Source organism: Chitinophaga ginsengisegetis (genome assembly GCF_900168065.1).
In the GTDB taxonomy this organism is placed as follows: Bacteria; Bacteroidota; Bacteroidia; order Chitinophagales; family Chitinophagaceae; genus Chitinophaga; species Chitinophaga ginsengisegetis.
Window position 1 is genome coordinate 185,359 of sequence record NZ_FUZZ01000001.1, and the last position, 14,462, is coordinate 199,820.

A 14,462-nucleotide genomic window follows, 5' to 3' on the forward strand; every position below is an offset into this window, starting at 1 on the left:
AATTTAGAAAGTGAGGTTGATGCCAAATACATAGTTCACATAAAAAGGCTGACTGAGGATTTCAGGATCTATCCCCTGGTCCTTGTGTACGAAGGACGAGAACACATACGGATTTTGCACGTTGGCGTATATACGAAAAGATTGTATACCGGCATGTTTCAGTGTGCTGCCTGGCAGGCGGTAGCCCAGGTTGATATTTTTGATCCGCAGGTAATCGCCTTTAAAATAGGTAAGCGTGCTGCCGAAAACCGGCCCCTGTCCTTGTCCGGCGCGTGGCCGCGGATAGGTATTCACCGGGTTATCCGGCGTCCAGTAGTCCACGTTTACGGTGTTGTACCGTCCTTCGAGTGCAAAGGTGTTACCGCTGCGCAGCGGATCTTTTACCAGGTGTCCGAATGCACCGTTAAGAAAAACTGACAAATCAAAACCGCGGTAACTAAAGCGGCTGGTGATGCCGCCGGTCCATTTGGGTCTTACCTGGCCCAGGATCATACGGTCGCCTGCATCTATTTTTTTACTGTTGTTCAGATCACTCACTTTTATTTGTCCTACTGCAGAACTGTATTGCGCCGCCTGTTGCTCCTCGCCGGTTTGCCAGATGCCTGTTTTTACATAATCGAAATACACGCCGAGCGGTTCCCCGATAAAGCGGGCATTGCCTACGTCATCTACTTTTCCCTGCGACAGGGAAAGGATCTTTTCCTTATTGTAAGCCATATTAAAATCGGTGCTCCATTCAAAACCGCCTTCCTGCTTTGCTTCGATATTTACAGACGATACGGCGAATTCAATACCCGAATTACTGGTAGAACCCACATTGGAAGTGATGGTAGCATAACCGGAAGTAATGGGCAGCAATCGTGGCAACAAGAGGTCAGTAGTTTTGGATTGGTATACATCCACGGTACCGGTAATCCTGTTATTAAGGACACCAAAATCGAGGCCCGCATTGGCCGACCGGGTAGTTTCCCACCTGAGGGAGCCATTACTCAAACTGGCGGGCCGGTAGCCAAAGGCGGCCACCCCGTCCCAGTCGTACGACGTACGTGACAACAATGCCCTCGTCTGGTAGGGATCTATCCCTGCATTACCATTCTGTCCGTAGCTGAGTCGCAGTTTCAGGTTGTTCAGCCAGTTCTTCTTACTAAAAAAATCTTCGTTACTGATATTCCATCCCAGTGCTACTGCCGGGAAGAAGCCCCATTTGTTCTTTCCGGCGAACTTTGATGATCCATCGGCACGGCCGGTAAGCGTTAACAGGAAACGGTCGTCGAAAGCATAGTTCACGCGGCCCATCCAGGATAAGATGCTCCAGCGGTTGTAACCACTGCCAATACCGGTAATGGTGGCGCCGGCGCCCACGTTATAATAGAGGATGGAATCCAGCCCGGTGGGCAGGTCTTTCACACTACCGCTGCTGCTTTCGCTGTTGAAGTTCTGGAGACTGTATAAACCGGTTACATTCAGTTTATGTTTACGGGCAAATACTTTGTTATAGGTAAGCATGTTTTCCCAGGTATATGACAGCGTAAATGTTTCGCTGTTATTTGCTGCGGGTGCTGCACCGTTCTGGAAAGTGGATGTAGCACCGCGGTAGTTACCGGTTCTGCTTTCTGTGAGATCCGGGGCGAAATTCATCCTGAACTTCAGGCCGGGCGCCAGGTCCGCTTCTCCGTATATGCTGCTGAGAATACGGAAACGTTTATTGCGGTTCACTACTGCTCCGGGCTCCAGGTCTACCATCGGGTTTACCTGCAACTGATCCGACGAAGGGCGCATATTTATTTTCCCGGTGCTATCAAAGGCTGCACTTAAAGGCGAAGTGGTGAGCGCAGCATAAAAAGGGTTTACATCGATGCCATTAGATACGCTGAAAGTGCCCAGGGTAGACATGCCCGCTTTAATGCGGCGGCCTATCTTCTGGTCGATATTAATGCGCGTGGTATACCGTGTAAAGTCCTGTATGCGGATGTATCCTTTATCACTGAAATATCCCAGGGAGATGTTAAAGAGCGTATTATCGTTGCCGCCGGATACGCTCAGTTCGTGGTTTTGCGCGATACCGGTACGTAATATCAGCTGCTGGTAATCGGTAGTGGAGCCGTTTGCGATAGCTGCCAGCTCCCCTTTGTCGAAAATCTTTTCGTCTGCATTGGGGTCTGCATCATTGTAGCGGCCAACAGCGCGGTTGGCTTCCCGGCGGTATGCTGCAAACTGCGGCCCGTTCATCATATTGGCCTTCCTGGTTACATCGGATATGTTGAGATAGGAATTGTAACTGACCACGGCGGGTCCGGGCTTTCCTCTCCGGGTGGTGATGATCAATACGCCGTTGGCGCCGCGGGAACCATAGATGGCGGTAGCGGAGGCATCTTTTAATACATCGATCGACTCAATGTCATCCGGGTTGATGTCGTTTAACCCACCAGACAATGGAATACCGTCCACTACATACAGCGGATCATTCCCTGCGCTGAACGACCGTACGCCCCTGATCAGCACGGATGGCTGAGAGCCGGGTTTGTTACCGGTATTGTTTACGTATACGCCGGGTACCCGTCCCTGCAGCATTTGCTGCACATTGGTTACGGCCACTTCTCTCAGTGCTTTGGATGATACGGAAGAAATAGCGCCCGTTACATCTCCCCTTTTCTGTGTACCATAACCTACTACTACCACTGCATCGAGGCCGGACAGGGAAGGTGTAAGATTCACCAGCAGAAAGTCGCTGCCGGTCAGCGTTGTTTCCCTTGTATCGTACCCGATATAACTAAACACCAGCGTTGCACCGGGAGAAACATTTTTCAGTTCAAACTCCCCGTTTTCATTGGTAAGCGTACCATTGGCCACATCTTTTTCTTTAACGGTAACGCCCGACAGTGGCGGGCCACCGGCAGCCGTTACTTTTCCTTTTATATTTTCTTTGGGAGCAGGCTGCTCCTCCACAAACACGCGTTTTCGTTTGATAACAATTGTTTTCCCGGAGATAGTGTACCAGAGCGGTTTGTCTTTCAGGCAAATTTCCAGCAGGGCAGTAACAGACGCACTTTGCACATCTATATCCACTTTGCCGGTACGCCGCACCAGTTCTGTATTATACCAGAAAAAATAACCGGTTTGCTGCTGCACGGCATCAAACACTTCCTCCAGCGATACATTCTTTTTTGAAATCGTAACAGATTGGGCAGATACATGCGCAAAGGCATGCATACAAACACCGACCATCAAAACGAAGATCATTTTCATAACGAGGAACATTTTAGGGAACGACAAGCCAGGCAAAGGCTCCCCCTTACACTTAGTGTAGAATTTCATATTTTTGTTCAGGTTGGGTTTATCCGTTAAGCAATCTTTTACAAATGGGTGTTGTCGGATTGCCCAATTACTTGCCAGGGGCGTTGCAACCGCTCCTGGTTTTTTTTGGCAATCACTAACGGGAACGGGTGTATTATTCACTCATACGTGGACGTTTTTCATCGTGATGGAATCGTTTTTCATTTACCGTGGAAAAAAATGTGTTACAGGGAAGAAACCATTACCTTTCTTCCTTTAATTTCAAAGTGTATATCTTCTGTTAGTTCAAGCATCTGTAATACCTCTGTCAGACTGCTTTTCCGGGAAATAGTACCGGAAAAATTTTTCGCAGACAGGTTGCCTTCAAACACCGGTTCTATATCATACCAGCGTGCCAGCTGCTGCATGATGGTAACAATATTCTCCGACCTGAACCGGAAAATGCCATCCTTCCAGGCTATTACACCGGGGAGGTCCGGACGGGAAATAGTGAATTGGTTGTTATTTTTAGATAATCCTGCCTGTTGCCCCGGTTGCAATAATTTGCTCACGGTTCCTTTACTTACTTTCACAGCGCCTTCCAGCAGGGTGGATTGGATCTCTGCTGCCTCTTTATACGCCATAATATTAAAGCGGGTACCCAGCACGGCTACTTCCATGTTGGCTACCGATACTTTAAACGGGGCAGATGCATTCGCGGCTACTTCAAAATAGGCTTCCCCGGTGAGGTTCACGCGCCGTTCGCCGGCATTAAAAGCCACGGGATAGCGGAGCGACGACTCCGCATTGAGCCATACTTTGGTACCATCCGGTAATACCAGTTGAAACTGCCTGCCGCGGGGAGTAGTCATGGTGTTATAACTCATGCCCCCGGTACCGGAAATGGCTTCGCTGTTATAAGCCAGGCGGCCGTTGTTCAACGTTACCTGTGTACCGTTTTGCTTCGCCACTACCCCGTTGCCGAGGCTATCGAGTACCACGGTGCTACCGTCGGATAAGGTAAGGATGGCGCCTTCGTGGCCAGGCACAATTGCCGGTACTTCCGGTGCGACGGCCAGCCGGGGCTTTTCCGGCTGACGCAGCCACAGGTAGGCGCCGCCGGCAAGCAACAGGAAAGCTGCTACCGCTGCGGCAGCCAGCCAGGAGTTATGACGTGGTTGCTGGTACGCGGGCTGTTGTTCTTCCCATTCGTGTATGCCAGAGCGTATATGCATGAGCGTTTGATCCCAATCCGTTTTCCGGACAAACTTATCATGGGGCGTTTTTCCCCATAACTGCCACAGTTCTTCTTTTACAGAGTCGTCGTTTTCCAGGTCGCCCACCAGCTGCCAGAACTCACGGATCTCTTCCGGCGTGCCGCTGTCATTCACAAACAGGTGGAACAGGTATCGAAGTCTTGTTGGATCGGAGGACATATAACGTGCTTATACCTTATAAGACGGCACGAAGGAAAAAACAGGACTACTTCTCCCGAAAAAAATTTAACAGGCTTTCTGATCAGCTGATAAAGAAGAGGTTCAAGGCAGCTTTGCTGGAATGATGCCTGCGCAGGAAGTCGCTGATAGACCGGGTAGCCGCTACCATGCTGTTTTTGACCGTACTGGGCGACAGCCGCAGCGCTTCCGCTATCTGCCGGTGGGTAAGCCCCTGTTCACGGCTCATGGCGTAGATCAGCTTCCGTTGCGGAGGCAACTGGTTAATGGCCTGGAGTAATAACTGCCGGCATTCGGCATCTATCAGCAGTTCATCGGCTCCTCTCTGGAAGGCCGGCTCCTGGCGGTCGATATATATTTGCTGTAACCGGGCGTGACGGGCAGTGGTGCGGAGAAAATCAAGCGCTTTGTGATACGCTACTTTGTGTAAAAAGCTTTCCAGGTTCCGGATATTATGCAACAGTTCTTTCCCGATCCAGAACTTTACAAAGATGTCGGTTACTATCTCTTCTGCAATTTCCGGCGCCTTCACAATGGTGATGAGATAATAATACAGCTTATCCCGGTAACGTTCAAACAACAGGTTAAATGCAGGCTCATTGCCAGTTTGCAGCAATTGTATTAATTCCTCGTCTGTATAACTGTTGTCTGCCCCCATTTAACCGCAAAGGTATTTTGAATCTAAAATAAAAAGAATGGTTGATAATACCGCGGATTTTGTCTTTCTCAGGATTAAACTGATTGTACTGATTCAGGGATTTGATCACTTTTGATTTTAAAAGATTCGGGGAGATATAAGCAAAAATATCCGCTTATATCTCCCCGAATCTTTTAAAATCCCAAAAGTCAGATCAAGCTAATCAGTACAATCAGTTTAATCCTGAGAAAGACAACATCCGCTCCCCCACTTTATTTATTTGCCGGAATCCTGATAAGCGCCACTGAACGGGGAGCTACTTCATAGCTAATCACCTTATCAACTTCCAGTTTATCAGTGGCCGATGTAACCGCTGCATTTTTATCCGTTACATTCTCTGTCAACACCGTTACCGCTGCATTGGTATGCCGCGCCACCAGGCCTGCCAGGTTGGCTTTGGCAGCTACGCTGGTTTCGCCGGCGTTCACCAGTTTAATAATAAGATCACCGCTTTTACTGTCTTTTACGCAGGACACACCTGTATTTTTGTTATTATTCAGCGTGATGATATCCGGGTAATAAGTATCGCCGGCATTGTTTGAAAACAGGTGCTGTACATAATAATTTGGCGTACGCGTGATAGTAGTGCCGGTGAAATAAATAAGGTTCGGGTTCCAGGAAGTATGACCGGTGCGGGCCAGCAGCGGGGCGTAAGACGACAGCCGTACCACGTCGCCATTGCGTTCCAGGGCCGTCATGTACACCGCTTCGGCCAGGGCGTTGAACCAGGTATTTCCCCTGGAGGCATATTCACCGAGGTATACTTTGGATTTATTACGGTTGTATGAATCGTAGCGGTTTTTATTTTCCAGGAACCATTCGGGTTTTTCGTAGTAATGCTCATCTACTATCTGTAACGCATTTTTATCGGCAAACGCCCATCCTGCCTCAAAGTCTTCCCCTGCCGGCGCGGGACCTACAGTTCCGATAAGCGTGATTTCCGGATGCTTTTGTTTCACTGCCGCTTCAATTAATTTAAAGCGTTCCCTGAAAGCGGGGGTTTGTTTGTCTTCGTTGCCGACGGCCAGGTATTCCAGGTGAAACGGCGCAGGATGCCCTGCAGCGGCCCTTTTAGCGCCCCAGGTGGAAGTAGCCGGTCCGTTGGCATATTCAATCAGGTCCAGTATTTCATTGATATACGCGGGCATTTCTTCAAGGGGTAATCCTTTTTGCCCGGTGCCGCCAATGCGCCAGGTGCCGCCGGAGTTCTGGCAACTCACCGCTGCGGGTACTACCGGTAAGGGTTTGGCGCCAATGTCTTCACAAAACTGGAAGTACTCGAAATACCCGAGTCCGAGCGACTGATGATAGCTCCATATATTTCGCTGTGCTTTTCTTTCTTCTACAGGACCGATGGTATTTTTCCAGCGGTACATATTTTCGAGGCCGTCGCCATGCACGAGGCAACCGCCGGGGAAGCGCATGAACCTGGGTTTTAAGTCTGCGATGGCTTGTCCCAGATCGGCCCTAAGCCCGTTTGGCCGGCCGTGAAAAGTATTGGCCGGGAACAGGGACACCATATCTATCGCCAGGCTGCCGGGCGCTTTGGCTACCATCACCAGCACAGCGCTATCGGCTGTTTGTTGCGCGGTGAGGACGCCACTGCTTTTCTTCCATTCCTTTGCATCCGCAGTAAAACTTACTTCTCCGTATACCTCGCCCTTCCGGCTGCGCAACTGTACTGAAACCGGAACGGGTGTGGCCGACAGCAACCGGGTGAATACCGAAAAGTTATACTGCTCGCCCTTTTTTATAGCAATGCCATCGAAGCCGTTGTTCTGTAACCCGATACCTTCCTGGCCGGGTTCTTCGATGGTGAGCACTACGTAATGCGGATTATTGGGATGAATGGGCGATTTGCTTTCCACATTCACGGCGCCATAACCGAAACCTTTGGTTACGTATTCCCAGGCGGTAAAGGAATGCCAGCCCCACCTGTCGGCCGGGGTATACTCAAACGACCTGTTCTGGATCAATTCCGCATACAGGCCGCCATCTGCTGCATAGCTGATATCTTCAAAGAAAATCCCGAACAGATCGGCGGAAATAGGCTTGCCTGCTTTACGTTTTGTTTGTGCGTCCGCCAGGTGTGTACCCAACAGGCCAACAAGGAACATAAAGAGTATGTCTTTTCTTAGATTCATTTTCATAACGTGAATTGAGTTTTAAAATCTGCCTGGCGGGGTAGCCGGCATCGTTCTGACAGGAAAAATAATAAAACTATTTTATTAATCGTCAATTTGACAATTAATTTTAATAGTACAGGAAGATGCCTGTATTTTGCTGTTATACTTTTTTCTGACGGAAGCAAAAGCGGGGCTTGTTTCCGGGTCTTTTTTCTCCGGCTGATATTTAAATCCTAACTTCCCGTTATTCATTTTATGACAAATGTCCATGATCATCAGACCATATACGCCCTCCGATAAACCGGCATGTATAGCTGCATTTAAAAGTAATATGCCTGGCTTTTTCGCACCGGCAGAATTACCCGACTTTGAAGAATGGCTCCGGAAGCAGGACGCCCGGTATACATCTCCCCAAAAAAATAACAACGAACAATATTATGTAGCTACCCTGGAAGAACAGGTAATTGGTTGCGGAGGTTATTATATCGATACCGCAAAACAGGAAGCATCCATGACCTGGGGCCTCATCACGCATGCCTTGCATAAACAGGGATATGGCAAACAACTATTCCTGTACCGGGTACATGTGATTCAGTCGATATGCCCGCTATGCCGTATCAGGCTCGATACCACGCAACACTCCTACCTTTTTTTCGGGAAACTGGGGTTTGTGGTTACCTGCATTATAAAAGATTCCTATGGCCCCGGGCTCGACCGGTACGATATGGAGCTAAAAGCCTGAAGGTTGGAAAGTATTTTTTACCGGACGAAAAAAATGAAGTTATTTGTCCCCGTCATGAATAGCCGGTCGTTATTAAAACGAAACCATAAAACATTCAGCCATGAGAGAATTCATATTAATTTTCAGAAACAGCACCAACTCCCACGACAACCCATCACCTGAACAGCTACAGGAAAGAATGAACTGGCTGGCGGGTATTGCCGCCCAGAACAAACTGGCTGATAAAGGCAACCGGTTATCTGCCAGCGATGCTAAAACGGTGAAACCAGATATGGTAACGGATGGCCCCTACACGGAAATCAAAGAATTTATCAGCGGCTATATGATCTTAAAAGCAGCCAATATTGAAGAAGCGGTTGCCTTTGCCCAGGCCAACCCGGTACTTAAAGCCGGCGGTAATGTGGAAGTAAGGGCCATACTCAGACCGGAAGAGAAAAGCTAACGCCAATGGCAGCAAACACCTCAGAACTTTTACCCCAGTTATTCCGGTTGGAGTATTCCAAAATGACGGCAGTATTATGCCGTCTTTTTGGCTTACAGCACATGGAAACAGCCGAAGACATTGTAAGCGAAACTTTTTTAAAAGCTACCGAAGTATGGAGCGCACAGGGTATCCCCGAAAACCCTACCGCCTGGTTGTACACCGTTGCAAAAAATAAAACGAAAGATTATCTCAAACATATTTCCATCTTTGAAACACAGGTAAAAGGCGCTCTTACAAGCGGTGAAACACAGGCGGAAACCGACTTTGATTTCAACCCGCAAAGCATCAGCGACAGCCAGCTGGCTATGATCTTCGCCGTTTGTAATCCCGCTAACTCCGCGGCATCACAGATTTGTCTTGCCCTCCAGATCCTTTGCGGATTCAGCGTAGAAGAAATTGCAGACGCCTTTCTCTCTAAAACAGAAACTATTAAAAAAAGATTGCTCAGGGCCAGAAGCAATCTGCGCAACGATAACTTCCAGATCCGGCAGCTACAGGAAGCAACAATAAAAGAAAGACTGGACGTTGTTTTAAGAACCCTTTATCTTTTGTTTAATGAAGGCTACTTTTCCAAATCCAATAATCATCTTATCCGGAAAGACCTTTGCTCAGAAGCAATCAGGCTGGCGCTGATACTCACCGAAAACCCGCTCACCAACACCACCCAATCCAACGCACTGCTGGCACTGATGTGCTTTCAAAGCTCCCGGCTGGATGCCAGGGCCAACAACGAAGGAGAAACCGTACTTTATGAACAACAGGATAAAAACCTGTGGAGTAAAGAACTCATTGAACAGGGCAACTACTACCTCGTACATGCATGCTCCGGAAATGAAGTATCAAAATATCATCTCGAAGCAGGCATTGCCTACTGGCATACCACGCCCACCGATAACAACAAATGGTCGCACATCCTGCAGCTGTATAACCAGCTGATATTAATTGAATACTCCCCGATGACCGCACTGAACCGGACCTTTGCCTTTGCAAAAGTTTATGGACATCAACCCGGCATACAGGAAGCGGAAAAACTTGGCCTGAGCAATAACAGCCATTATCATTCCCTGTTGGGCTATCTGTATGCGGAAACCGATACTGATAAAGCGATTGCCCATTACCAGCAAGCTATCTGTCTCACAAAATCAACAGCAGAAAAGAAAACGCTGATGAAGGAGATAAACAGACTGCTGCTATGATATGATCCGTTTTTTTTCGATAACTTTATAGCATGCAGGCGGATATACAAACACTCTATCAATCTCCCATTTGCACGGTGCATAATTTTTTGTGCCGGTGCCAGGAGTGTGCAGTGTCTGAAAAAGAATACCAGGGAACATTTTCCATTGCCTATATCCGGAAAGGGAATTTCCGTTTCCGGGTTTTCAGGAATGAGCTGGATGCATACAGCGGTCTGTTCCTGCTTTGTAAACCCGGCTACGAGCACAGGGTAGCGCACGTTCACAACATACCGGATCAATGCACCATCTTTTCCTTCGAAGCAGCAAGTGAGGCGCTTTTGATGGAACACGCCGCCACCTTTTCCTGGTTTTTCAACAACCCGGATATTCACTCGATCCTGGTAAAAGCTACACCGGAAATGGAATTCCTGCATCAGCATATATTCGGTTTGCTGCAAAAAACACATTCCCCCCGGTTATGGACCGAGCAACTGATGACGGAACTTTTCCTGCTGGTATTATCTGCCGGAGATCCCCTGCATCCCTTACCGGCATTGAATGATAAACAAAAAAGGAATTACCTGCCGGCGATAGAAAACGTGAAATCGTTTATCAATGAAAACTATGCCGATAATGTTACTCTTCCCCAACTCGCTGCGCTGGGAAATATGAGCCCGTTTCATTTTAACCGTCTTTTTAAACAGATCACTGCCGTTACGCCTTACAGTTATATGTTACAGGTAAGGCTCAAACAGGCTACCCTACAGCTTCGCAACACCAGCCTCCCCGTAACGGATATCGCGTTTTCCACGGGCTTTAACAGCCTTGAACATTTCTCCGCTGCCTATAAAAAACAGTTTGGAAAATCACCCTCCGCCATGCGTTCTTAAAAAGAGCAATTTTCCTTAAACAGATGGCTACCCTGCCAGTTAATTTTGCGGTAACAAACTTCATATCATGAAAACGCAATTATTAACGACCCTGGAAAATGCTAAAAATTATACGCTGAGCGTAGCAGAAGCGATGCCTGAAAAGGGCTACCCTTTTAAACCAACACCAGCCGTGTGGACGTTTGGAGAACTACTACATCATATTGGCTATGGCATTGGCTGGTGGGAAGAAAATTACATCAAACAACGGCCTTCCGACTGGAACCCTCCCGCTGCCACCACCCGCAAAGCCGCTACCATCGCTTACCTGAACCAGGCTTTTGATGCACTGAAAGAAAATATGGAAAACACGCCGCTGTCGGACCAGGTAGTGGCAGGGTTCTACGCTACTATTGACCATGTTACGCATCACCGCGGACAAGCAACGGTGTATCTCCGCAACCAGGGCATTGTACCGCCCGAATATGTTTACTGATCATTCAAAAAAATCATATGCCGGTTTATTATATCAACAGCTACGATATCATTAATGAAGAAGAATATGCAAAGTACGGTCCGCCGGTTATTCAACTACTGCATAAATACGGCGCCGAAGTACTGGCATCAGACCTACAGGCCATCGCTGTGGAAGGAACGGTAAAGAAGATGAATGCAGTGATTAAATTTCCGTCAGAAGCTGCCGCGCTGCAATGCTACAATGATCCGGAATATCAGCCGCTGAAGGCTATCAGGTGGCGTTCTACTGATAATTGCAGTATGACGCTGGTACATGGATTGGGGTAACGCGTTCATCGCGATGAGTAAGAGATTTTTCCTAAACGGCCGGTTCCTGTTAACCGGCTGTTTTATAGTATTTCTATATATCCGTCCGTTCCATTCACGCGGATACGTTGTCCGTCTTTGATCAACGTGGTGGCATTCTCTACGCCCACAATGGCCGGTAAGCCATATTCGCGTGCAATTACCGCTCCGTGGGTCATCAATCCGCCTACCTCGGTGACCAGGCCCTTTACAGACACGAATAACGGCGTCCAGCTGGGGTCCGTAAATGCCGTCACCAGTATATCTCCCGCTTCCAGATCAGCATCTTCCATGTTCAGGATAACACGTGCCCGCCCCTCTATCACTCCCGAAGAAACGGGTAGACCTACAATTGCGTTTGCGGGGAGATTTTCCCGTTTATACTTCCCCGTTATGATTTCACCGTCAGACGTGATAACACGCGGAGGAGTTAGCTTTTCATATAATTTGTACTTGTATTTCCGTTTGGAGATGAGCTGGTGATCCAGTTTATTAGTGCGTACCACTTCGTGCAATTCTTCAAAAGTGAGATAGTATATATCTTCTTTTTCATGGATAACGTTGGCCCGCAGGAGTTGTTCCGCTTCTTTCAGTAACGCCTGCTTATAAACGAAGAAGCGGCTAATAATGCCGTATTTCGGATATTCACGATAACCGGCGAAGTTCCGGAGCAGGCTGATCATTTGTGCTGTTTCCGCGGCTTTTTGTTCGCCATCCGGTAATTGCTTCAACCTGGCTAATAATTCCTGTTCTTTCTTCAAGGCTTCCTGCTTCCCCTCCTCAAATTTCCGCTTACCCGCGCCGGGCTCAAGGTTTTTAATGTTACTTAGCATCATCGGAATAAGTGTAGCCGGGTTTTCGCTCCAACGGGTTCTCGTAATATCAATTTCGCCTGCACACCGCATTCCGTATTTATTGAGATAAGTATCGATAGCATTCCGCGCTTCGGGTCCACCATTAAACCTGGCCAGTTCATCTAAAAAGTCATCCTCCCTTACCTGTTGTAAATAATTAATTACTTCCGGGTAAGGGCGGATCACATCAGCAACATCCAATAGCTCCAGGCCCATTTCCGAGGTGATATTGTTGGGGGCGGCAGACTGGGCAAGGGTATCTGCTGCATTTTTTTCGCCTAACCATGTGTTCATGTTTTCATTGATCCAGATGGAAGCATCTGCAGAAGCCATAATTGCACTCATATTTTGCGGATCAAATAAGCTCTTCTTTGATTGCTGACCATTTTCCAGGATAAAGTCAAATAAGTCCGGCCCTGATTTCGTTTGAATGTTTTGTTTTAACGTTGCTATCGATGTTTGAAAACGCCGGATCAGATCCGAAACGATCGCCGGATCATTTTTAATCCGGTCCTGGATATCTGCGGCCGATTTACCACTACTGGTCAGGGCAGGGTTCAACACTTTGTTATCGGGTAGCGGCTTTATAAAACCTTCCCGCTCCGTGATGGTTATCAATGCGTCTTTTATGAGCGGCTCGTGTTGTCCGATGGCATCTATCATCGTTTTTCTGCCGGTGGGCGTGGCCAGGCTATCCGTAATATCAACAAACAATCTTCCACCGGCTTTGAACATTGGCCGGGAAGCGGTCAGTTGCCATAAAGACAATCCCAGTGGTTTCATAGGATCCGTCATCATTTGCTGATGACCAACAGATATATACACGTGATTTTCCTGGTCATCCACTTCAGGGACCGGGTATAAAGTAGTGATTGGCCTGCTCTGAACAATATAAAATGTATCATCTGCCAGGCACCATTCAATATCCTGCGGACTGCCAAAATAAGCTTCGATCTTTCTTCCGGTATACGCCAGCTGTAAAATTTGCTGATCAGTAAGTACCTGCGCCTTTTGCTGATCAGGGCTGAGTTGGCGGGTCACTGTTCCTCCTTCTTCTTTTCCATAGATGGCCAGTTTTTTGGTTCCTGTCATCTTACCGGTAATTTCCCCCTCCTGCACCTTATAGCAATCGGCAGATACCAGGCCGGAAACCAGTGCTTCTCCAAGTCCAAAACCGGCATCGATGGAGAGCTGCTTCCGGTTAGCGGTAACCGGATCAGCCGTAAATAAAATTCCGGAAGCCTGTGGGAAAACCATTTTCTGAATAACAACAGATAAATAAACCTGGCTGTGATCAAATCCGTTTTGTATCCGGTAGATGATTGCACGATCTGTGAACAGAGAAGCCCAACATTTGCTGATATGCTTCAGGATGGCCGGTTTCCCGGTAATGTTCAGGTAGGTATCCTGCTGCCCGGCAAAGGATCCCGTGGGCAGGTCTTCCGCTGTAGCGCTGGAACGCACGGCAAAGGCCTCTTTTTCATCAAACTTTGTGAGATAGGCGTCAATCTCTCCGGCGATGTCCTCTGCAATGGGTATCCTTTCGATAACCATACGGATTTTTGCGCCCAGTTCACGGATGCTTTCCCGCTCTTCTGCATTAAACCCTGTTAATTCACTCAGCAAGCTGTTAAGCGCTTCATTATTTCCGGTTACTTTTTTATACGCTTCTGTAGTAACACAAAAGCCTCCCGGCACCTGTATCCCCTCTATCCCGGACAGTTCGCCCAGATTGGCGCCCTTTCCTCCCACTAGCATCAGTTTTGTGCTGTTGATCTCCTGAAAACCAAGTACAAATTGATCCATATGTTGTCCCTCCTTTTACCGGTAAAAAATTAAGTGAAGAATGTGCTATGCCGTCAAAAATACAAGGTATGACGCGTCAAAACACCGTTTCTTAACTATATTTTTTTCTGCACAATAACGATAATAGCAGGGACGTTTTATTCCAAAATAGAGGGGA

Annotated in this window: 11 protein-coding genes; 6 read left to right on the forward strand and 5 right to left on the reverse strand. The window is 47.9% G+C overall.

Annotation, left to right across the window (positions count from 1 at the left end):
- Positions 1–3: 3 nt before the first annotated feature.
- The 4 genes from B5Z18_RS00700 to B5Z18_RS00715 form a co-directional block, all read right to left on the reverse strand.
- Positions 4–3,246: a TonB-dependent receptor gene (locus tag B5Z18_RS00700; protein WP_159454132.1), complete on the reverse strand. Its 3,243-nt coding sequence runs from the start codon at positions 3,244–3,246 to the stop codon at positions 4–6.
- Between the two features lie 272 nt (positions 3,247–3,518).
- Entirely contained in the window at positions 3,519–4,709 is a 1,191-nt protein-coding gene (locus B5Z18_RS00705) for a FecR family protein (RefSeq protein ID WP_079467496.1), read from the reverse strand.
- Positions 4,710–4,791: 82 nt separating this feature from the next.
- Positions 4,792–5,385, reverse strand: coding sequence for an RNA polymerase sigma-70 factor (locus B5Z18_RS00710; RefSeq protein WP_079467497.1), 594 nt, complete (start codon positions 5,383–5,385; stop codon positions 4,792–4,794).
- Positions 5,386–5,636: 251 nt separating this feature from the next.
- On the reverse strand, positions 5,637–7,574 hold the full coding sequence (locus B5Z18_RS00715; RefSeq protein ID WP_235015856.1) for an alpha-L-arabinofuranosidase C-terminal domain-containing protein: 1,938 nt from the start codon (positions 7,572–7,574) through the stop codon (positions 5,637–5,639).
- A gap of 238 nt (positions 7,575–7,812) precedes the next feature.
- On the opposite strand from B5Z18_RS00715, the gene B5Z18_RS00720 reads away from it, so the two are divergent.
- The 6 genes from B5Z18_RS00720 (at position 7,813) to B5Z18_RS00745 (ending at position 11,627) form a co-directional block, all read left to right on the forward strand.
- Positions 7,813–8,292 (forward strand): GNAT family N-acetyltransferase, encoded by a 480-nt coding sequence (locus B5Z18_RS00720; protein ID WP_079467498.1) that lies wholly within the window; start codon positions 7,813–7,815, stop codon positions 8,290–8,292.
- Between the two features lie 100 nt (positions 8,293–8,392).
- The gene (locus B5Z18_RS00725) at positions 8,393–8,734 is read left to right on the forward strand and encodes a YciI family protein (protein ID WP_079467499.1); all 342 of its coding nucleotides are present in this window, start codon (positions 8,393–8,395) and stop codon (positions 8,732–8,734) included.
- Between the two features lie 5 nt (positions 8,735–8,739).
- Positions 8,740–9,972, forward strand: a complete 1,233-nt coding sequence (locus B5Z18_RS00730) for an RNA polymerase sigma factor (RefSeq protein WP_079467500.1) — start codon at positions 8,740–8,742, stop codon at positions 9,970–9,972.
- A gap of 32 nt (positions 9,973–10,004) precedes the next feature.
- On the forward strand, positions 10,005–10,844 hold the full coding sequence (locus tag B5Z18_RS00735; protein ID WP_079467501.1) for an AraC family transcriptional regulator: 840 nt from the start codon (positions 10,005–10,007) through the stop codon (positions 10,842–10,844).
- Positions 10,845–10,911: 67 nt separating this feature from the next.
- Entirely contained in the window at positions 10,912–11,319 is a 408-nt protein-coding gene (locus B5Z18_RS00740; protein ID WP_079467502.1) for a DinB family protein, read from the forward strand.
- Between the two features lie 17 nt (positions 11,320–11,336).
- Entirely contained in the window at positions 11,337–11,627 is a 291-nt protein-coding gene (locus B5Z18_RS00745) for a DUF1330 domain-containing protein (RefSeq protein WP_079467503.1), read from the forward strand.
- Between the two features lie 62 nt (positions 11,628–11,689).
- Here B5Z18_RS00745 and ppsA read toward each other — a convergent pair whose 3' ends face one another.
- Entirely contained in the window at positions 11,690–14,305 is a 2,616-nt protein-coding gene (gene ppsA / locus B5Z18_RS00750; protein WP_079467504.1) for a phosphoenolpyruvate synthase, read from the reverse strand.
- Positions 14,306–14,462 lie beyond the last annotated feature (157 nt).

Coding starts and splice junctions, on each gene's coding strand:
- B5Z18_RS00720 (WP_079467498.1), top strand. CDS start 7,813: ATGTCCATGATCATCAGACCATATACGCCCTCCGATAAACCGGCATGT.
- B5Z18_RS00725 (WP_079467499.1), top strand. CDS start 8,393: ATGAGAGAATTCATATTAATTTTCAGAAACAGCACCAACTCCCACGAC.
- B5Z18_RS00700 (WP_159454132.1), bottom strand. CDS start 3,246: ATGAAAATGATCTTCGTTTTGATGGTCGGTGTTTGTATGCATGCCTTT.
- B5Z18_RS00705 (WP_079467496.1), bottom strand. CDS start 4,709: ATGTCCTCCGATCCAACAAGACTTCGATACCTGTTCCACCTGTTTGTG.
- B5Z18_RS00715 (WP_235015856.1), bottom strand. CDS start 7,574: ATGAAAATGAATCTAAGAAAAGACATACTCTTTATGTTCCTTGTTGGC.
- ppsA (WP_079467504.1), bottom strand. CDS start 14,305: ATGGATCAATTTGTACTTGGTTTTCAGGAGATCAACAGCACAAAACTG.
- B5Z18_RS00735 (WP_079467501.1), top strand. CDS start 10,005: ATGCAGGCGGATATACAAACACTCTATCAATCTCCCATTTGCACGGTG.
- B5Z18_RS00710 (WP_079467497.1), bottom strand. CDS start 5,385: ATGGGGGCAGACAACAGTTATACAGACGAGGAATTAATACAATTGCTG.
- B5Z18_RS00745 (WP_079467503.1), top strand. CDS start 11,337: ATGCCGGTTTATTATATCAACAGCTACGATATCATTAATGAAGAAGAA.
- B5Z18_RS00730 (WP_079467500.1), top strand. CDS start 8,740: ATGGCAGCAAACACCTCAGAACTTTTACCCCAGTTATTCCGGTTGGAG.
- B5Z18_RS00740 (WP_079467502.1), top strand. CDS start 10,912: ATGAAAACGCAATTATTAACGACCCTGGAAAATGCTAAAAATTATACG.